Source organism: Variovorax sp. GW823-FHT04B03, from assembly GCF_058796495.1.
Genome location: NZ_JBXAIT010000005.1, coordinates 485,714 through 504,780 on the forward strand (window position 1 = coordinate 485,714; position 19,067 = coordinate 504,780).

The 19,067-nt window shown below is 68.1% G+C and carries 18 protein-coding genes; 5 read left to right on the plus strand and 13 right to left on the minus strand.

Annotated elements, in window-relative coordinates; genetic code table 11:
• The first annotated feature begins 33 nt into the window (after positions 1 to 33).
• The gene (locus AC1RAD_RS23365; RefSeq protein WP_492737454.1) at positions 34 to 1,008 is read left to right on the plus strand and encodes a Bug family tripartite tricarboxylate transporter substrate binding protein; all 975 of its coding nucleotides are present in this window, start codon (positions 34 to 36) and stop codon (positions 1,006 to 1,008) included.
• A gap of 10 nt (positions 1,009 to 1,018) precedes the next feature.
• On the opposite strand, the gene AC1RAD_RS23370 is transcribed toward AC1RAD_RS23365, so the two are convergent.
• Genes AC1RAD_RS23370 through def form a run of 5 tightly spaced genes read right to left on the minus strand, consistent with a single transcriptional unit; the run spans position 1,019 to position 4,065 of the window.
• Positions 1,019 to 1,360, minus strand: coding sequence for an AzlD domain-containing protein (locus AC1RAD_RS23370; RefSeq protein WP_070063228.1), 342 nt, complete (start codon positions 1,358 to 1,360; stop codon positions 1,019 to 1,021).
• Complete coding sequence (locus tag AC1RAD_RS23375; RefSeq protein ID WP_492737456.1) at positions 1,357 to 2,097, minus strand: AzlC family ABC transporter permease; 741 nt, start codon at positions 2,095 to 2,097, stop codon at positions 1,357 to 1,359. The genes AC1RAD_RS23370 and AC1RAD_RS23375 overlap by 4 nt, the downstream gene beginning before the upstream one ends.
• Positions 2,097 to 3,053 (minus strand): methionyl-tRNA formyltransferase, encoded by a 957-nt coding sequence (gene fmt, locus AC1RAD_RS23380; RefSeq protein WP_492737458.1) that lies wholly within the window; start codon positions 3,051 to 3,053, stop codon positions 2,097 to 2,099. Before fmt ends, AC1RAD_RS23375 begins: the two co-directional genes overlap by 1 nt.
• A complete protein-coding gene (locus AC1RAD_RS23385) occupies positions 3,050 to 3,547 on the minus strand; it encodes a hypothetical protein (protein ID WP_056577158.1) in 498 nt (165 codons plus the stop codon). Before AC1RAD_RS23385 ends, fmt begins: the two co-directional genes overlap by 4 nt.
• Positions 3,544 to 4,065: a peptide deformylase gene (def, locus tag AC1RAD_RS23390; protein ID WP_070063231.1), complete on the minus strand. Its 522-nt coding sequence runs from the start codon at positions 4,063 to 4,065 to the stop codon at positions 3,544 to 3,546. The genes AC1RAD_RS23385 and def overlap by 4 nt, the downstream gene beginning before the upstream one ends.
• A 160-nt stretch (positions 4,066 to 4,225) precedes the next feature.
• Between def and AC1RAD_RS23395 the strand changes: the two genes are divergently transcribed.
• From AC1RAD_RS23395 to AC1RAD_RS23405, 3 genes are read left to right on the plus strand one after another with little or no spacing between them, the layout of a single operon-like run.
• Complete coding sequence (locus AC1RAD_RS23395; RefSeq protein WP_159279203.1) at positions 4,226 to 5,449, plus strand: LysM peptidoglycan-binding domain-containing protein; 1,224 nt, start codon at positions 4,226 to 4,228, stop codon at positions 5,447 to 5,449.
• A gap of 33 nt (positions 5,450 to 5,482) precedes the next feature.
• Positions 5,483 to 6,625, plus strand: coding sequence for a DNA-processing protein DprA (dprA, locus tag AC1RAD_RS23400; RefSeq protein ID WP_492737460.1), 1,143 nt, complete (start codon positions 5,483 to 5,485; stop codon positions 6,623 to 6,625).
• 59 nt (positions 6,626 to 6,684) lie between these two features.
• Positions 6,685 to 7,221, plus strand: coding sequence for a Smg family protein (locus AC1RAD_RS23405; protein ID WP_492730292.1), 537 nt, complete (start codon positions 6,685 to 6,687; stop codon positions 7,219 to 7,221).
• A gap of 55 nt (positions 7,222 to 7,276) precedes the next feature.
• On the opposite strand, the gene AC1RAD_RS23410 is transcribed toward AC1RAD_RS23405, so the two are convergent.
• The 5 genes from AC1RAD_RS23410 to AC1RAD_RS23430 all read right to left on the minus strand — a co-directional run bounded on the left by AC1RAD_RS23410 (position 7,277) and on the right by AC1RAD_RS23430 (position 16,948).
• The gene (locus AC1RAD_RS23410) at positions 7,277 to 9,676 is read right to left on the minus strand and encodes a DUF1631 family protein (protein ID WP_492737462.1); all 2,400 of its coding nucleotides are present in this window, start codon (positions 9,674 to 9,676) and stop codon (positions 7,277 to 7,279) included.
• Between the two features lie 112 nt (positions 9,677 to 9,788).
• On the minus strand, positions 9,789 to 10,751 hold the full coding sequence (secF, locus tag AC1RAD_RS23415) for a protein translocase subunit SecF (protein ID WP_062478240.1): 963 nt from the start codon (positions 10,749 to 10,751) through the stop codon (positions 9,789 to 9,791).
• Between the two features lie 18 nt (positions 10,752 to 10,769).
• Positions 10,770 to 12,653: a protein translocase subunit SecD gene (secD, locus tag AC1RAD_RS23420; RefSeq protein WP_062478237.1), complete on the minus strand. Its 1,884-nt coding sequence runs from the start codon at positions 12,651 to 12,653 to the stop codon at positions 10,770 to 10,772.
• A gap of 89 nt (positions 12,654 to 12,742) precedes the next feature.
• On the minus strand, positions 12,743 to 13,078 hold the full coding sequence (gene yajC / locus AC1RAD_RS23425; protein WP_062478234.1) for a preprotein translocase subunit YajC: 336 nt from the start codon (positions 13,076 to 13,078) through the stop codon (positions 12,743 to 12,745).
• A 258-nt stretch (positions 13,079 to 13,336) separates the two neighbouring features.
• Positions 13,337 to 16,948 (minus strand): indolepyruvate ferredoxin oxidoreductase family protein, encoded by a 3,612-nt coding sequence (locus tag AC1RAD_RS23430; RefSeq protein WP_492737464.1) that lies wholly within the window; start codon positions 16,946 to 16,948, stop codon positions 13,337 to 13,339.
• Positions 16,949 to 17,126: 178 nt separating this feature from the next.
• On the opposite strand from AC1RAD_RS23430, the gene AC1RAD_RS23435 reads away from it, so the two are divergent.
• Positions 17,127 to 17,603, plus strand: a complete 477-nt coding sequence (locus AC1RAD_RS23435; protein ID WP_062478228.1) for an Lrp/AsnC family transcriptional regulator — start codon at positions 17,127 to 17,129, stop codon at positions 17,601 to 17,603.
• Between the two features lie 72 nt (positions 17,604 to 17,675).
• On the opposite strand, the gene AC1RAD_RS23440 is transcribed toward AC1RAD_RS23435, so the two are convergent.
• The 3 genes from AC1RAD_RS23440 to AC1RAD_RS23450 all read right to left on the minus strand — a co-directional run bounded on the left by AC1RAD_RS23440 (position 17,676) and on the right by AC1RAD_RS23450 (position 19,060).
• On the minus strand, positions 17,676 to 18,035 hold the full coding sequence (locus AC1RAD_RS23440; protein WP_492737465.1) for a hypothetical protein: 360 nt from the start codon (positions 18,033 to 18,035) through the stop codon (positions 17,676 to 17,678).
• A gap of 96 nt (positions 18,036 to 18,131) precedes the next feature.
• Complete coding sequence (locus AC1RAD_RS23445; RefSeq protein ID WP_492737467.1) at positions 18,132 to 18,521, minus strand: roadblock/LC7 domain-containing protein; 390 nt, start codon at positions 18,519 to 18,521, stop codon at positions 18,132 to 18,134.
• Positions 18,518 to 19,060, minus strand: a complete 543-nt coding sequence (locus tag AC1RAD_RS23450; protein WP_070063237.1) for a GTP-binding protein — start codon at positions 19,058 to 19,060, stop codon at positions 18,518 to 18,520. The genes AC1RAD_RS23445 and AC1RAD_RS23450 overlap by 4 nt, the downstream gene beginning before the upstream one ends.
• Positions 19,061 to 19,067 lie beyond the last annotated feature (7 nt).

A 19,067-nucleotide genomic window follows, 5' to 3' on the forward strand; every position in this document is an offset into this window, starting at 1 on the left:
CCTTTTTCAACAAAGCAACGGAGACAACAAACGATGAAACGCTTCCTTCCCCTGCTGGCCGCGACCCTCGCGCTCGCCGCCGCATCCTTCGCGTCGGCGCAACCGGCGGCCTACCCCAGCCAGCCCGTGAAATGGATCGTGCCCTACGTGGCCGGCGGCGGCACCGACAACCTCGCGCGCTCGCTGGCCGAGGCCATGCAGCCGTCGCTTGGCCAGCCGCTGATCATCGACAACCGCCCCGGCGCGTCGACCAACATCGGCGTGTCGGTGATGATGCAGGCCAAGCCCGACGGCTACACGATCATGCAGGCCGAGAACGCGGCGCTGCTGTTCAACGAGCACATGTTCGCCAAGCTGCCCTACAAGCCGGCGACCGACTTCACCTACATCGGCACCATCGGGCGCTTCCCGGTGGCGCTGGTGGTGCACCCCGACTTTCCCGCGAAGAACGTGGCCGAGTTCGTGCGCTACGTGAAGGCCAACCCCGACAAGGTGAGCTACGCCTCGCCCGGCAACGGCTCGCCGCACCACATGGCGATGGAGCTGTTCAAGCAGAAGGCGGGCCTCACGATCACGCACGTGCCGTACAAGGGCGCCGCGCCCGCCATGACCGACGTGATGGGCGGCCAGGTGCCGACGATGATGCTCGACCTGGCCTCGGGCCTGCCGATCATCAAGTCGGGCAAGGTGCGCGTGCTGGCCATCGCGCTGCCGCAGCGCGCCAGTGCGTTGCCCGAGGTGCCGACCTTCGTCGAGGCCGGCTTCAGCGACGTCAACGCCTATGCCTTCCACGGCCTGATCGGCCCGGCCGGCATGCCGCCCGAGGCCGTGGCGCGCATCAACACCGAACTGCACAAGGCGATGAAGGCACCGAAGGTGGTGAAGCTGTTTGCGGAGTTCGGCTTCGAGGCGCTGCCCGGCACGCCGCAGGACTTCTACAAGCTCTCGCGCGCGGAGAGCGAGCGCTGGGGCAAGATCATCCAGGCAGCCGGCGTGAAGCTCGACTAGTCCAAGTCGATCACCAGCCCAGGCCGAGGTGCAGGGGCAGGTAGACCGCCATGCCGGCCAGCATCGTGCCCAGCACGCCGCGCCGCCAGAAGTAGTAGGCGCCGCCGACGACCGCCGCGTAGAGGCGGGCGTCGTGCAAGGTGGTGATCAGGTGGCCCTGCGTCATCACGATCTCGGGTGCGATCACGCCGGCCAGCGCGGCGGCAGGCGCGTAGTGCAGCGCGCGGTGCGCCCACTCGGGCAAGCCCCAGGGCCGGTCCAGGATGAAGAAGAAGCAGCGCGTGAGCACGGTGACGCCGGCGAGGCCGGCGATCACGGCCAGGGACCACCAGTCGGTGCCGCCGCTGTTCACTTGTCGTCCTCCGCGTCGGGGTCGAGCCCGAACTGCTTTTCGAGCCAGAAGCACAGCAGCACCGCCACGCCGATGGCGACCACGATGTTGAGCTTGAGCGGCAGCGCGTAGGCCCCGACCGCCGTGGCGCCCGCGATGAGCGCGGCCAGCACGCGCAGCCGCGTCGTCGCCATCGAGCAGACGATGGCCACCAGGCTCAGCACGCCGGCAAAGCCCAGGCCCCAGGTCTGCGGAATGAGGTTGGCCAGCGCGATGCCCAGCAGGCTCATGCCCATCCACGCGCACCAGGTCACGAAGTAGTTGCCGGTGAGGTAGGCCTCTTGCGCCAGCCGCTCGGCGGGCGTGGTCGGCGGCGCCGTGTACTGCTTCGTGAAGAGCGCGTAGCTCAGGTCGGCCGTCAGGTAGCCGTGCAGCAGGCGGCGCCAGCGCGGCATGTGCATGAGGTAGGGCCGCAGGTGCAGGCTGAACACGACGAAGCGCAGGTTGACGCAGAAGCCCGTCGCCAGGATCACCCAGGCCGGCGCGCCCGCGGCCAGCAGAGGGATGGCAGCCAGCTGCGAGCTGCCGGCGTAGACGAACAGGGTCATCGCCACGGCCTCGAGCACGCTCATGTCCGACTTGACCATGGCCACGCCGGTCATCAGGCCCCAGGCGCCGATGCCGAGCGCGGCCGAGGCCATGTCGCGCATGCCGGCGCGGAACTCGGGCTGGCGGCGCAGCGTGGGCGAGAGGAACATCAGCCGAAGACCTGGCCGGGCTTCAGGTCGAAGCCGCGCAGGAAGTCGGCCGCGGGCAGGCGCTTGCCGCCGGGGCGTTGCAGTTCGGTGAGCACCACGGTGGCATCGGCGGCCGCCACGGCGACGCCGGTGGCGTCGGCCGAGACGACGGTGCCGGGCGTGGCGCCTGCAAGGCCGGGCGCCACGTGCGCGGCCCAGAGCTTGACGGTCTCGCCACCGAGCGGGCTGTTGGCACCGGGGAACGGATCGAAGGCCAGCACGCGGCGCACGATGGCGGCGGCCGGCTGCGTCCAGTCGATCAGCGCTTCGTGCTTCTCGACCTTGTGGGCGTAGGTGATGCCTTCGGTGGGCTGCGGCGTGCGGACGAGTTGCCCGATCTGCGCCAGCGCCTCGACCACCATGCGGCCGCCGAGCGCGGCCAGCCGGTCGTGCAGGCGGGCGGTGTTCTCGTCGGGGGCGATGTCGAGCGCCTCGCGCAGCAGCATGTCGCCGGTGTCCAGGCCCGCGTCCATCTGCATGATGGTGATGCCGGTCTGTGCGTCGCCGGCCTCGATGGCGCGGTGGATCGGCGCCGCGCCGCGCCAGCGCGGCAGCAGGCTGGCGTGGATGTTGAGGCAGCCGTGCACCGGCAGGTCGAGCACCCACTGCGGCAGGATCAGCCCGTAGGCGGCGACCACCATCACATCGGGCTGCCATGCGAGCAACGTGTCGCGCGCGGCGGTGGCCTCGTCGGGGTACTTGCCGTCGAGCCGCAGGCTGCGCGGCTGCGCCACGGGCCAGCTGTTGGCAACGGCGCACTGCTTGACGGGCGAGGCCTGCAGCTTCATGCCGCGGCCAGCGGGCCGGTCGGGCTGGCTCATCACGCCGACGATGTCATGGCCGGCGGCGGCGATGGCCTCCAGGGCGACGCGCGCGAACTCGGGCGTGCCCGCAAAAACGACTTTCAACGCGCTCAATCCCGGATCCGTTCGAATTCGAGGTCATCCCCCGTGTGATACCGGCGCACCACGCCGGTGGGGTCGATGTAGATATAGAGCATGCGGCGCTCGTTGATGGCCTTGTAGCGCCAGGTCCAGACGGTGCCGTCGAAGGAACTGACGCGGCTGATTTCGTAGGGCTTGCCGTAGAAGGCCAGCACCTCGTTCTGGCGCCAGCGGTCGACCTGGATGTCGTGGCCGAAGCGCGCCTCGGTGAGCACCTGGGTCACCGAGACGACCTTGCCGGATGCGTCGAGGTCGATGTCGACCACCTCGAAGCCGGCCGGCATGCGCGAATACTGCAGGCGCTCGCCGCCGCCGTTGAGCGGGTAGCGGCCGGTGGGCGCGCCCAGGCGCTGCAGAGTCTCGGCGGCGGAGGTGCCGGGCTGGATGCGCGTGGGTTCGCTGACGCAACCCGCCAGGAACAGCAGTCCGGCGGCGGCCAGCGAGGACCACGCAGCCCGGTGGCTCATGCCCGTGCTTCTTTCATGTCCTCGCGCTGCTGCTTGAGGAGCTTGCTCTTGATGCGGTTGCGCTTGAGCGGCGACAGGTATTCGACGAACACCTTGCCCATGAGATGGTCGAGCTCGTGCTGGATGCACACGGCCAGCAGGCCGTCGGCCTCGATGGTGTGGGTGTTGCCGTCGGCGTCGAGCGCCTGGACCTTCACCGAGGTGGAACGCATCACGCCGTCGTAGATGCCGGGCACCGAGAGGCAGCCCTCTTCATTCAGCACCTTTTCGTCGCTGGCCCAGGTGATTTCCGGGTTGATGAGCACGATCGGCTCGTTGCGTTCTTCGGAGACGTCGATCACGACCACGCGCTCGTGCACGTCGATCTGGGTCGCGGCCAGGCCGATGCCGCTCGCGTCGTACATGGTTTCCAGCATGTCGGCGACCAGCGTCTTGATGCGCGCGTCCACGCCCTGCACCGGCTTGGCCACCGTGTGCAGGCGCTTGTCGGGGTAACTCAGAATGATTCGTTTGGCCATGAAATCGGGGGGAAGTTGTGGCTATTTTCGCCAATTCCGCGACGCGTCGCGGCGCATTGACGCGAAAACGTTGCCCTTGCAAGGGCTTCGGGCGCAGAATTCGTAGCAAATTGTGAGATTCGTATGCGCCACGATACTTCGTGCGCTCACCCATCCAGACATGACACAGCCCAGCTCCACCGAACACCAGCGCCCGACCTTCTTTGCCTTCTGGACGGCCGCCCTGGCGGTGGCCGGCAGTTGCGGCGCCACGGCGGCCTGGGCGCAGACGACCTACCCCGTCACGCCCCAGCAGCGCGCCACCGCCCAGCAGACCGCCCAGGCCGGCGTGCCGCTGAGCGAGCTGTCGCCGAAGGCGCCCGACGAGTACACCGTCAAGCCCGGTGACACGCTCTGGGCCATCTCGCGCCTGTACCTGCTGCGCCCCTGGCGCTGGCCGGAGCTGTGGGGCATGAACATCAACGAGATCCAGGACCCGCACCGCATCTACCCGGGGCAGGTGCTGTACCTGGACAAGAGCGGCGGCCGCGCGCGCCTGACCACCCGCCGCAGCGTGGGCGGCGTCGACGGCGGCACCATCAAGCTGTCGCCGCGCACGCGCTTCGACTCGCTCGCCGGCATGGCCCTGCCCACGCTCAACCCGAGCCTGATCGAGCCCTTCCTCAGCGAACCCATCGTGGTCGACGCCAACACGCTCGACGCCGCACCGCGCATCGTGGCTGGCAACGACAGCCGCGTGCTGCTGTCGCGCGGCGACCGCGCCTATGCGCGCGGCAATGCCGAGTCGCCGCTGGTCGAAAAGCCGGGCCCGGTGCAGCACTACCGCATCTTCCGCAGCGCCACGCCGCTGAAAGACCCCGGCACCGGCGAAATCCTCGGCTACGAGGCGCAGTACCTGGGCAAGGCGCAGTTGCAGCGCGGCGAATCGACCACCATCGAGACGACCGGCGACAAGGACGTCATCACCGTCGTGCCGGCCAGCATCGACATCATTGCGTCGCGCGAGGAAATGCGCGCCGGCGACCGCCTGCTGCCCGAGCCGCCGCGCCAGCTGCTGAGCTACGCGCCGCGCGCGCCCTCCACCCAGGTGGACGGCCGCATCGTGTCGGTCTACGGCAATGCCGTGCAGTACGCGGCGCAGAACCAGGTCGTGGCCATCAACAAGGGCACGCGCGACGGCGTCGACAACGGCCATGTGCTGGCCATTTTGAAGAACGGCGAGACCATCCTCGACCGCACCGGCGCACGCAAGGAAACCATCAAGCTGCCGAACGAACGCATCGGCCTGCTGATGGTGTTCCGCACCTTCGAGAAAGTCTCGTACGCACTGGTGCTCGAAATCAACGACACTCCCCGCGCCGGCGACTTCCTCGTCAATCCCTGACACGCGCCTGAGGCTTCTTTCTCGCACACTCGTTTGGAACGCGCAGAACTCGCAGGCTGGCTGCGACTTTCACTGACACCAGGCGTCGGCGACGGCGCCGCACGCCGCCTGCTCGCGGCCTTCGGGCTGCCTGACGCGATCTTCGCGCAGCCCGAGGCAACGCTGGGCGAAGTCGTCAGCACCGCCCAGGCCGCCGCGCTCAAGCAGCCGCCCTCCGGCCTGCAGGCGCAGGTCGACCAGACCTGGCAATGGCTGCACCCCGCGGACGACCCCACCGGCGGCGCCATCACGCGCCGCGTCGTGACGCTCGGCGACGCCGGCTACCCGGGCTCGCTGCTCGAGATGGTCGACCCGCCGCTGATGCTCTACGTGCTCGGCGCCGCCGCCTTCGACCTCACGCAACTCGGCCGCAGCCTTGCCGTGGTCGGCAGCCGCAACCCGACACCACAGGGCGCCAGCCATGCGCGCGCCTTTGCGCGGGCGCTGGGCGAAGCGGGCCTGCCCGTGGTCTCGGGACTGGCGCTCGGTATCGACGGTGCGGCGCACCTCGGCGCGCTCGACGCGGCCGGCGACGCCCCGGTGCTCGCCACGGTGGCCGTGGTCGGCACCGGCCTGGACCGCGTGTACCCCGCGCGGCACCGCGACCTCGCGCACCGCATCACGCTGCAGGGGCTGATCGTGAGCGAGCTGCCGCTGGGCACGCCGCCGCTCACGCAGAACTTTCCCAAGCGCAACCGCCTCATCGCGGGCCTGGCGCGCGGCACACTGGTGGTCGAGGCCGCACTGGCGTCGGGCTCGCTCATCACCGCACGGCTCACCTCGGAGCAGGGCAAGGAAGTGTTCGCGATCCCGGGCTCGATCCACTCGCCGCAATCGCGCGGCTGCCATGCGCTGATCCGCCAGGGCGCGAAGCTGGTCGAGTCGGTGAACGACATCCTCGAAGAACTGCCGCCGCTCGCGCCGGCCGCTCGCACGCCTTCCACCGACACGTCTTCGCCGGCCCCGGAGCATCCGCTGCTCGATGCCCTCGGCTTCGACCCGGTGAGCCTCGATGCGCTGAGCGCGCGCACCGGCTGGAGCGCGGCCCAGCTGCAGGCGAAGATGCTCGAGCTTGAGCTCGACGGGCATGTCTCGCGTTTGCCCGGCGGCCTATTTCAAAGAGCAGCCGTCGGCTGACGCTCGAAGTGCACGAAAGCCTGGGGACACACGACAGATTCCTCGGCTATATTGGGCCCATGTTCGAAGTGCTCGTGTTTGTGTATGAAAACTACTGGCGCGGCGATGCCTGCCCCGAACCCGAACAGCTGGGCCGCAAGCTCAGTGCGCACGGCTTCGAGGCGGACGAAATACGCGACGCCCTGCAGTGGCTCGACGGCCTGAGCCTTGCCACGCAAGGCCTGCAGTTCGAACACCAGGCCAGTGAAGGCGATGCCGACAACGCCATCACCACTGCCCGCGTCACGCTGGGCGGCGCGCCCGATGCGGCGCTGCCCCAGTCGAGCCAGTCGATGCGCGTGTACTCGCCGTCGGAGCAGGAACACCTCGGCGCCGAGTGCCTCGGCTTCATCCGTTTTCTCGAACTGTCGAACGTGCTGCCCTGCGGCCTGCGCGAGATCGTCGTCGAGCGCGCGATGGCCGCACCGGGTGACCCGGTGGCATTGGACGAACTCAAGATCATCGTGCTGATGGTGCACTGGAGCACCGGCATCGAACCCGATGCGCTGGTGCTCGACGAGCTTTGCGAGAGCCGCGAAGGCCGTACGGCACACTGAGCTCGCCTCCGAGCTGCGCGCACTTCCCCACAGACGAGAACAGCCGCGCGGCTGACTAGTTCAGAAGCCGCTCGGGATTCGCATCGAGCTTCGCCAGCGCCTCGCGCGTGGCGCGTGCGGTGAGCGTTTCTTCCTCGGCCGGCACCAGCAGGCCGGCCTGCAGGTACATCGCCAGCCGTCCGGCCTGGATGAGGAAGCTGCGGCCGTCGGCCGAGGCGAACAGGTGCAGCTGCTTGCGGTCGCTGCGCCAGACGAACTGGACCTGCGTCACGCGGTCGTTGTGGTCCAGCATGAACCAGTTGCCGACCTGCAGTTCGTGGGTCCACGCGAGCATGTCCTCGGCCACCTTGACGCCGGCGGTGTCGGAAATGACCTCGATCGCGGTCGCATCCACGCCGAGCAGCAACTCGATGCTCTGCGCGTCCAGCGGCAGGCTGGAGGCGCTGCCGTCGTCGGTCACGAAGTCTTCCAGGTGCGCCAGCCGCTCGGCCATGGCCTCGATCTTGGCCTGCGGAATGGCTTCGGTCTTCGACATGAAGGCGTCGGTGAGCGTGGCGCCGATGGTCTTGATGTGGCCTTCCTGCGGCTCGCCGACGATGCCCAGCAGGTCCATGCCCTGGCGCAGGCGCTGCAGCAGCTGCGGCAGGTCCTGGATCACGCGGGCGCGGTCGGCGCGGTTGGGCTTGGCACTCGCGGCCCAGACCAGCTCGGAGGCCACACGCTTGAGCATCACGGTGTGCTCGCCCTGCGCGCCGTAGCGCAGCGCGGCAATGGCCAGCACCTCGGCCCAGACCTTGAACAGGAACTCGCGGATCTCGTCGCGCACCGGCATGTCGTTGAGCATCTTGCGCAACTCGATGGTGTACTGGATCGCCATCGTCTCCTTCTGCTCGACCTGCTGCGCCACGCTCATGACGCGCTGCGTGGCGTCGCTCTGCGTGAGGTAGCGGCTGAGAAAAGCGACGAACTCGTCGAACACGAGCTTGAACACGCGCTGGCCGGTTTCGGGGTACTGCTCGATCACCTGCACCACGCGCTTGATCTCGTTTTCGAGCGCGCTGCCGGTGATGGCGGCGGCGTCGAAGCCCATCACGCAGGAACCCATGCGGTCGATCAGCATGCGCGCGGGGTGCTGCAGGGTGCCGAAGAATTCGGGCTCGGCGATGGCCACGCGCAGCACGGGCATCTGCAGCCGCGCGAACCACACGCGGGCGGAGAACGGAATGCGCTCTTCCGCGAGGATGGCCTGGAACATCAGCGCCACGATCTCGACCGTGGCCTTGTCGGCAGTGGTGGGCGCGCGTTTCTTGAGCTCGGCGGTGCGCCGGCGCAGGTCGACGGCGGTCTGCTGGATCAGCGTGGCCTGCTCGCCGCCGCCGTCGATGTACTGCGTGGCCGCCATGCGGTAGGCGACCTCGGCATCGGCGATGGCGCCGGCGAAGGTGCGTGAAAACACGCGGGGCGCGGCCACGCCGCCGCCGGTGCCGGTCGTGCCTCCGCCCGGTTGCGAGGCGCCGGCCTCGCCGCCGATGCGCGCGGCGACAAAGCGCTTGAGGCTCAGCAGCGCGGTCTGCGCGCGCTGCCGCGCGAAGGCGAGCGGCGAGCTGCCCATCATCGAGCTGGAGGCCGGCCCCGACGACGGCACGGACGCCGCATGCGAGGCCTGGAAAGCGAAGCCCGGACGCTGCGGCTGCGATGGCTGCTGCTGGCCGTGCGGCACGGCCGCACCTGCCGGCGCGCCCTGCCCCATCGGCATGCTCGACGACACCGGCATGCCCATGGACGACGGGCCGCCGCCCGAATCGCCCGTGCGGCGCACGAAGCTCTTGAGGTCGATTTCGGGCATCACGCCCTGCGCGATCAGGAAGGCGTTGGCGTTTTCGTAGGCCTTCACGACCACGTCCGCCAGGGCCTGCTGCGCCGTGCCCTGCACACGGCCCCAGGCCTCGCGGCTCAGGCCGGCGGCCAGCCACTGTTCCACCAGCAGCTTGGCCAGGGTCTCGGGTTTCAGCACGTCCCGGGCGTCGAGCTCGTGCGTGCCTTCGAGGTGCTGGATGCGCAGGCGCAGGTCGCTGAGTTCGAAGCTGGCTTTGTCGTGAATCGTCTGTGCCAGGCGCGAGGCGAGGATGTTGCTCTCGACCACCTCGTCGCCGATGAGCTCCAGCCGCAGCGCCGCGGGGGCCGACGAGGTGCCGCCCGCCGGGCCCGTGCCCAGTGCCTTGCGCCAGCCGGTCTGCGCCAGCGACACCCACTGCGAGGCATGGCCCTGGAACGCCACGAGGTCGTCGCGGCTTTCCTGCATGGTGCGCGCGCTGCCGACATCGGAGGCCACCGCGGTCAGCCGGTCGCGGATGGCCTGGGCCAGCGGAGCGATCGCGCCTTCCGTGGCCGCCACGAAACGCTCACGCGCCTCGCGTGCGAGCTGCAGGGAAGAAGCGGACCGCGCAGTGCTCATTGATGGATCGGAAAGGCCGGAGAGAACGGTTCATCGGCGACAGCCCCGAGCTTGCATCGGGATGCGCCACCGCACAAGTGCGGGTGACGCGAAGCTGGCGCCGAAGTATCCCTCAGACGACGGCGCCGGCGTTCGGGTCGTCGCCGCCGGAGTCGCCGTCGCGCTTGACCGGCGGGCCCTTGATCAGGTCTTCACGCTTCACGCCCAGCCACATCGCGATCGCGGCCGCCACGAAGCACGACGAGTAGATGCCGAAGCAGATGCCGATGGTCAGCGCCAGCGCAAAGTAGTGCAGCGTGGGGCCGCCGAAGAAGAACATCGACAGCACCACGAGCTGCGTGGAGCCGTGGGTGATGATCGTGCGGCTGATGGTCGAGGTGATCGCGTTGTCGATGACTTCGGTGGTCGTCATCTTGCGGTAACGACGGAAGTTCTCGCGCACGCGGTCGAAGATCACGACCGACTCGTTCACCGAGTAGCCCAGCACCGCCAGCACCGCCGCCAGCACCGCCAGCGAGAACTCCCACTGGAAGAAGGCGAAGAAGCCCAGGATGATCACCACGTCGTGCAGGTTGGCCAGCACGGTGGACAGCGCGAACTTCCATTCGAAGCGGAACGCCAGGTAGATCATGATGCCGATCACCACCATGGCCAGCGCCTTGATGCCGTTGGAGGTCAGCTCGTCGCCGACCTGCGGCCCGACGACCTCGATGCCGCGCTGCGTGGCCGACGGGTCGACCGACTTCAGCGCCTGCATGACCTGCGCGCTCTGCTGGTCGGAGCTCATGCCCTTCTGGGTGGGCAGGCGGATCTGCACGTCGCGCGAGGTGCCGTAGTTCTGCACCTGCACTTCGGGATAGCCGAGCTTGGTGACGGCCTCGCGCACCTTGCCGATGTCGGCCGATTGCTCGTAGGCCACTTCCATCACCGTGCCGCCGGTGAACTCCACCGACAGGTGCAGCCCGCGGTGGAACAGGAAGAACAGCGCCAGCGCAAAGGTTGCGAAGGAAATGATGTTCAGCACCAGGGCATGGCGCATGAACGGGATGGTCTTGTGGATGCGGAAGAATTCCATGGCGATGGTCCTCGGCCGTTACTTGGTGTCGACCACGGCCGTGCCGTCGGTCTTGGGCCGCCAGACGGTGCCGATCGACACAGACTTGAGCTTCTTCTTCTGGCCGTACCAGAAGTTCACGAGGCCGCGCGAGAAGAACACGGCGGAGAACATCGAGGTGACGATGCCGATGCAGTGCACCACCGCGAAGCCGCGCACCGGGCCCGAGCCGAAGGCCAAGAGCGCAATGCCCGCGATCAGCGTGGTCACGTTGGAGTCGAGAATCGTGCCCCAGGCGCGGTCGTAGCCTGCGTGGATGGCGGCCTGCGGCGAGGCGCCGTTGCGCAACTCTTCGCGCACGCGCTCGTTGATCAGCACGTTGGAGTCGATGGCCACGCCGATGGCCAGCGCCATGGCCGCGATGCCGGGCAGCGTGAGCGTGGCCTGCAGCATCGACAGGATGGCGACCAGCAGCATCAGGTTCACGGCCAGCGCGATCGACGAGAACAGGCCGAACAGCGCGTAGTAGGCACACATGAAGACCATGATGGCCAGGAAGCCGTACATCACGCTCTTGAAGCCTTTTTCGATGTTGTCGGCGCCGAGCGTCGGGCCGATCGTGCGCTCCTGGATGATCTCCATGGGCGCGGCCAGCGAGCCGGCGCGCAGCAGCAGGGCCAGGTCGCTGGCCTCGGCCACCGTCATCGAGCCCGAGACCTGGAAGCGGTTGCCCAGTTCGCCGTTGATCGACGGGGCCGTGAGCACTTCGCCCTTGCCCTTCTCGAAGATCAGCATGGCCATGCGCTTCTTGTAGTTCTCGCGGCTGACGTCGCGCATGATGCGACCGCCCTTGGCGTCCATGGTCAGGTCGACCTTGGGCTGGTTGCTCTGCTGGTCGAAGCCGGGCTGGGCGTCGGTGAGGTTCTCGCCGGTGACGAGCACCTGCTTCTTCACGATCACCGGGCGGCCACCGCGGTCGAGGAATTTCTCGGAGCCGAAGGGCACGGGCGCGCCGCTCAGCTCGGCCGCGCGGCCTTCGGCGCTTTCGTCGACCATGCGCATTTCGAGCGTGGCGGTGCGGCCCAGGATTTCCTTGGCCTTGGCCGTGTCCTGCACGCCGGGCAGCTGCACGACGATGCGGTCCAGGCCCTGCTGCTGGATCACCGGCTCGGCCACGCCGAGTTCGTTGATCCGGTTGTGCAGGGTCGTGATGTTCTGCTTGAGCGCGGCGTCCTGCAGGCGGCGGGCCGCCTCGGGCTTGATGGTGGCAGTCAGGCGCCAGTTGGTGCCGTCTTGCGTGTCGGTGGTGCTGAGGTCGGGGAACTGGTCCACGATCAGGCGCTTGGCGGTCTCCAGCGAGGCCGCGTCGCGGAAGGTCACCTCGACGGTCTGGCCGTTGCGGCTGACCTGGGTGCCGCGGATGCTCTTGTCGCGGAAGGTGGTGCGCAGGTCGCTCGCGAACGATTCGGCCTTCTTGTCGATGGCGCCCTTCATGTCGACCTGCAGCAGGAAGTCGACGCCGCCGCGCAGGTCCAGGCCCAGGTACATCGGGAACGCATGCAGCGACGTGAGCCACTTGGGCGAACGCGACAGCAGGTTCAGCGCCACCGTGTAGGGCGGGTCGCTGGCGTCGGGCACCAGGGCGCGCTGCACGACGTCGCGCGCCTTGAGCTGGTCGTCGGTGGTGGTGAAGCGGGCGCGCAGCGAGCCGGCGTCCAGCGTCACCAGGTCGGGCGTCAGGCCGGCCGCCTTCAGCGCCTCCTCGACCCGGGTCTGGGTGGCGGCATCGACCTTGACGGTCGTCTTGGCCGCGGACACCTGCACCGCGGGTGCCTCGCCGAAGAAATTGGGCAGGGCGTAGATGAGCCCCACGAGCAGCACGATCACGATGATCGTGTACTTCCAGACCGGGTAACGGTTCATGAGAAGGCGCTTTTCACAAGCGTTTCAGAAATGGAACACGGCGTGACTTGGGGCCCTGCGCCCTGAAGCGCAAGGTTCAGCTCACGCTTTTATTGCTTGACGGCGCCCTTGGGCAGCACCTGGACCACCGCGCTGCGCTGGATCTTGATCTCGACGCCGTTGGCGATTTCCAGGCCGAGGTACTGGTCGTTCAGCGAGGTGATCTTGCCGAGCACGCCGCCTGCCGTGGCGACTTCGTCACCCTTGGCCAGGGCTTCGATCATGGCGCGGGCCTCTTTCTGGCGCTTCATTTGCGGGCGGATCATGACGAAATACAGCACCACGAACATCAGCACCAGCGGCAGCATGCTGCCCAGCGAAGACAACATGTCGCCACCACCGGCGGCTGCGGGCGCGGTTTGAGCGAAAGCAGAGGAAATGAACAAGAGAGTCTCCAGCAGAGGGAAGAGAGAAGAAAAAGACTTCAGATGCGCGGGCCGGGCCCGCGGTTCCGCGCCCACGAGGGATGCGGGCCGCAAGTCAGAGGCTCGGCGGGGGAGGCCGCGCGCAGTCGGGCATTGTATTCGGCGCGGATGGCCGTTTCGCGCCCTTATCCGGCGCACCCCCGAGGGCTTTCAGCTATCGTTTAAATAGCAAAGAGCGCCGCAGGGGCGCTCTTTGTCAGGGGAAACGGGCCTGTCGGATCAGGCCGCTGCGCGCTGCGCCTGGGGGTTGCGCCACTTGCCCATCAGCTCGGTCCAGCGGGTGCGGGCCGCCGCGAGGTTGCGCTCCTTGACGTGGCCGTAGCCGCGGATCTGCTCGGGCAGGCTCGCGATCTCCAGCGCCAGCGCGTGGTTGTCGGCGCGCAGGCCCTTGAGCACTTCCTCGATGCTGGCGCGGTACTCGCCGATGAGGGCGCGCTCGGTCTTGCGTTCCTCGGTGCGGCCGAAGACATCGAGCGCCGTGCCGCGCAGGCCCTTGAGCTTCGCCAGGAAGCGGAAGCCCGTGAGCATCCAGGGGCCAAACTTCTGCTTCTGCAGCTGGCCCTTGGTGTTCTTCTTGGCCAGCAGCGGCGGCGCCAGGTGGTAGTTGAGCTTGTAGTCGCCCTCGAACATGCCCTCGACGCGGTCCAGGAAGGTGCGGTCGGTGTGCAGGCGGGCGACTTCGTACTCGTCCTTGTAGGCCATGAGCTTGAACAGGTAGCGCGCCACCGTTTCGGCCAGTCCCGTGCTCTTGCCGACGGCCGACTCGACCTGCTGCACACGGCCGACGAAGGCCTTGTATTCCTCGGCGTAGGCGGCGTTCTGGTAGCTGGTCAGGAACTCGGCGCGACGAGCGACGAGGGCCTCGACCGTCTCGCGCTTCTTGAACTCGATGACCTGGCCCGGGCGCACGCGCTTTTGCAGCTCGTCCGGGCGCACGGCGGCCTGGCGGCCCCACTCGAAGGCGGTCTTGTTGTTCTCGACGGCCACGGCGTTCAGCTCGATGGCGCGCATCAGCGACTCGTGCGCCAGCGGCACCCAGCCCTTCTGCCAGGCGTAGCCCAGGATCATCGGGTTGACGTAGATGGTGTCGCCCATCAGCGCGGTGGCGGCGGCATCGGCGTCGAAGGCGCCCAGGCCGTCAATGCCCACGGCGCGCGCAATTTCAGCGGCGCAGGCGTCTTCGGGGTTCTGCCAGTTGGCGTTGCGCACGAAGGCGGCCGTGGGCGCGCTGTGGCTGTTGAGCGCCACGTGCGTGCGCCCTTCGCGCATGCGCGCCATGGTCTCGGCGTTGATCGTGACGAGCGGGTCGCAGGCCAGGATCAGGTCGGCCGCCGCGGTGCCCACGCGGGTGGTGCGGATGTCGTCCTGCGTGTCGCCGATGAGCACGTGGCTCCAGGTGGCGCCGCCCTTTTGCGCCAGGCCCGCCGCGTCCTGCGTGACGATGCCCTTGGCCTCGATGTGCGCGGCCATGCCCAGCAGCTGGCCGATGGTGATCACGCCCGTGCCGCCGACGCCGGCCACCACCACGCCCCAGACCTTGCCGCCCGCGAGCGACGGAATGGCGGGCTCGGCCAGCAGGCCGAACTCGGCCGGCGTGGCCGCCTTGTTCTTGCCCTTTTTCTTGAGCTGGCCGCCTTCGACGGTCACGAAGCTCGGGCAGAAGCCCTTCAGGCAGCTCATGTCCTTGTTGCAACTGCTCTGGTTGATGGTGCGCTTGCGGCCGAACTCGGTCTCCAGCGGCTCCACCGAGAGGCAGTTGCTCTGCACGCTGCAGTCGCCGCAGCCTTCGCAGACCAGCTCGTTGATGACCACGCGCTTCGCCGGATCGACGGCCGTGCCGCGCTTGCGGCGGCGGCGCTTCTCGGTCGCGCAGGTCTGGTCGTAGATGATGGCCGTGGTGCCGGCGATGGCGCGGAACTCGCGCTGGATGTCGTCGAGCAGGTCGCGGTGCTTCACCTGCACGTGGTCGCCGGGGATGTTCACGCCCTCGTACTTCTCGGGCTCGTCGGTGACGATGACGACCTTCTTCGTGCCCTCGGCATGCAGGCTCTCTGCAATCTGCAGCACCGAGTGGCCCTCGGGGCGCTCGCCCACGGTCTGGCCGCCGGTCATGGCGACCGCGTCGTTGTAGAGGATCTTGTAGGTGATGTTCACGCCGGCCGCGATGCTCTGGCGAATGGCGAGCAGGCCGCTGTGGAAGTACGTGCCGTCGCCCAGGTTGGCGAAGATGTGCTGGTCGGTCGTGAAGGGCTGCTGGCCCACCCATGGCACGCCCTCGCCGCCCATCTGCGTGAAGCCGATGGTGGAGCGGTCCATCCAGGTCGCCATGAAGTGGCAGCCGATGCCGCCCATCGCGCGCGAGCCTTCGGGCACGACGGTGCTGGTGTTGTGCGGGCAGCCCGAGCAGAACCAGGGCTGGCGCGTGGCGTCGGCCACGCTGGTGGAGGCCTGCTGCACCACCATCGCGCGCTCCTTGGCCTCCAGGATGGCCAGCTGCGCGTCGATGCGCGCGGCCATGTCGGCGCCGGCGGCGGCCAGCAAGCCCGTCTTCTTCAGGCGCCCGGCGATAGCCTTGGCGATGAGGGCCGGGTTCAGGTCGGCGTTGGCGCGCAGCAGCGTGTGCGAGGTCGGGTTGGGCATCGACCATTCGCCGCCGGAGTAGCCGTCGTCCGTGGAGCTGGCGCCTTCGTCGAACTTGCCGACCACGTTGGGGCGCACGTCGGAGCGCCAGTTGTAGAGCTCTTCCTTGAGCTGGTATTCGATGACCTGGCGCTTCTCCTCGACCACCAGGATTTCCTGCAGGCCGGTGGCGAACTCGCGCGTGAGCTGCGCCTCCAGCGGCCACACCACGCCCACCTTGTGCAGGCGGATGCCCAGCTGGCGGCAGGCCGCGTCGTCCAGGCCCAGGTCGATGAGCGCCTGGCGCGTGTCGTTGTAGGCCTTGCCGCTGGCCATGATGCCGAAGCGGTCGTTCGGGCCTTCGATCACGTTGTGGTTCAGGCGGTTGGCGCGGATGTAGGCCAGCGCGGCGTACCACTTGTAGTGCATGAGCCGGGCTTCCTGCTCCAGCGCATGGTCGGGCCAGCGGATGTGCAGGCCGCCGGGCGGCATCTCGAAGTCGGTGGGAATGACGATGTCGACGCGCTCGGGGTCGATCATGGCCGTGGCGCTGGACTCGACGATCTCCTGGATCGTCTTCATGCCCGACCACACGCCCGAGAAGCGGCTCAGCGCGAAGGCGTGGATGCCGAGGTCGAGGATTTCCTGCACGTTGGCCGGGAAGAACACCGGCGTGCCGCAGGCCTTGAAGATGTGGTCGCTCTGGTGCGCGGCCGTGCTGCTCTTGGAGATGTGGTCGTCGCCGGCCACCGCGATCACGCCGCCCCAGGCGGTGGTGCCGGCCATGTTGGCGTGCTTGAAGACGTCGGAGCAGCGGTCCACGCCCGGACCCTTGCCGTACCAGATGCCGAAGACGCCGTCGAACTTGTTGGTGCCCTGGGGCGAGAAGCCCAGTTGCTGCGTGCCCCACAGCGCCGTGGCCGCGAGCTCTTCGTTCACGCCGGGCTGGAAGACGATGTTCTGTTCCTTGAGGAACTTGCTGGCCTTCCACAGCGCCTGGTCGTAGCCGCCGAGCGGGGAGCCGCGGTAGCCGCTGATGAAGCCGGCGGTGTTCTTGCCGACCTGCTTGTCGCGCAGGCGCTGCAGCATCGGCAGCTTGACCAGGGCCTGCACGCCGCTCATGAAGGCGCGCCCATAGTCGAGGCTGTATTTGTCGTCGAGCGTGACGGTTTCTAGCGCGCGGCGAATGTGCTCGGGCAGCGGGGCGTTCATGTTCTCTGTCTCCGTATTGGCAGGGCTTTGTGGGCCTGGCTGAGGGGTGTGGGTCTGTGCCCGGTAGGGCGCAAGCCCATGGTGACGCAAAGTGTATGCCGGGGTCTGCGACAGGTGTTTGCGTTTTTTGCCTCGGAAAAACGACTTTCAGAAAGAATCTTGCTTAACATCCACCCCTATGGAAAGCATTGACAAGTTCGACCTCGCTATCCTGCAAGAACTGCAGACCGATGGCCGCCTCACGAACGCCGAATTGGCGCAGCGCGTGGGCCTGTCGGCGGCGCCCTGCTGGCGCCGCGTGCGCGCGCTGGAAGACGCCGGCTTCATCAAGGGCTACCGCGCCGAGATCGACCGCCACAAGATCGGACTGGGCGTGCTCGCCTTCGTGCGCGTGGACACCGAGCGCGTCACCCACGAGGCCACGCGCAAACTGGAAGACGCGATCCGCAAGATGCCCGAGGTGGTGGCCTGCCACTACATCAGCGGCACCGGCACCTTCGAGCTGCAGGTGGTGGCGCAGGACCTGAACGGTTTCTCGGCCTTCGCGCGGCAGAACCTCATGAACCTGCCGAACGTGAAAGACCTGCACACCAGCTTCTCGCTGGGCGAGGTGAAGGCCAACAGCGCGCTGCCGCTGGGGCACCTGGCGAAGTAGCCGCCCCAAAAAAGAAAAGGGCCGCCTCCCGCGAGGGAGCCGGCCCGACGGCGATGCGCCTTGGCGGACTGATTAGAAGGTGATGTCCTTCTCGACGTCCTGCAGCTTGCGGCGGGCCAGCGCCAGGTTCGACTTCGCCTTGTCGAGCACGAAGTAGATGAACACGCCTTCCTTCTGCGCCATCGGGCGCAGCAGGTGGTACTGCTTGCCCAGCGTGATCAGGATGTCTTCGATGGTGTCGCTCAGGCCCAGCGCGCGCATCGTCTTGAGCTTGGCACGCATCACTTCGGTGTTGCCGGCGGCGGCCACTTCGAGGTCCACGCCGGAGCCGGCGGCGCCCAGCATCATGCCGCTGGCGGAATCGACCACGGCAGCGCACAGGGCGCCGTCGGCGGTCAGGAGGGAGTCGAGGCTGGTCTGGATCGAGGCCATGTCAGTAAATCCTGTGAGTGAAATTCATGCGAATGAAAAAGAGGGTGGAGACGTCGCATGCCAATCCGTCTCCGCCCGTGAATTCGTAGCCAGAACCTAGAGCTGCGGCGCCTCAAGCGCCCGCACGCAGGCCGCCGTGCGGTACATCGCCTGCGCGAGCACCGCATCGGCGTCGGCGATGACGTTCACCACCAGCGAGGTCTCGCCGCTGTGCACCGGGCTGACGAGCGCAAAGCCGTTGTCGGTCGCGACCGTGATGCAGGTGCAGCGGCCCAGGCGCGCCTCCTGGGACACCACGGCGCCGATCGCGGCGATCGAGCTGGCCATGGCGGCGATGCGCGCGGGCTCGACGTCGCGCCGCGCGACGCTGGCGATCTCGAAGCCGTCGGGCGTGGCGATCACCACCGAAGCGACGCCCGTGACCTCGTCGAGCACGCGGCGGGCCTCGACCGCGGCGCGCAGCTTCAGGGCGTGGGGAATCTTCATGGCGCGGCCTCCTCGTCGAGCACTTCGATCTGCATCAGCAGCGTCTCGATCAGCGCGACCACATCGTCCTTGCGGCGCGGGTCGACCGCCAGCAGCGGCAGCACCAGCCCGCGCGCCGCCAGCGCCTGCGCGTAGTCGTCCAGCGTGGGGGTGGGGTGCGACGGCAGGCGGCTCACGCCCACGGCGCAGGGCATGCGCTCGAGCGCGCCGGCGAAGCCGTCCAGGTACTGGGCCAGGTCGGCCATCGGGTCAGGCCGGCTGTTGTCCAGCAGGATCGCCAGGCCCAGCGCGTCGCGCACCAGGATCTTCCACATGAAGTCGAAGCGGCTCTGGCCCGGCGTGCCGTACAGGCGCAGCCGGTCGCCGTTGTCCAGCGTCACCTGGCCGAAGTCGAGCCCCACCGTGGTGGTGGCCTTGGCGACCGAGGTGTCGGCGTTGGCGACCTCGGTGGCGATCGGCGCGGTCTCGCTGATGGCCGCGATGGCCGTGGTCTTGCCCACGCCCATCGGGCCCGTGAAGACGAGCTTGAAGTCCCTCATGCGGCGC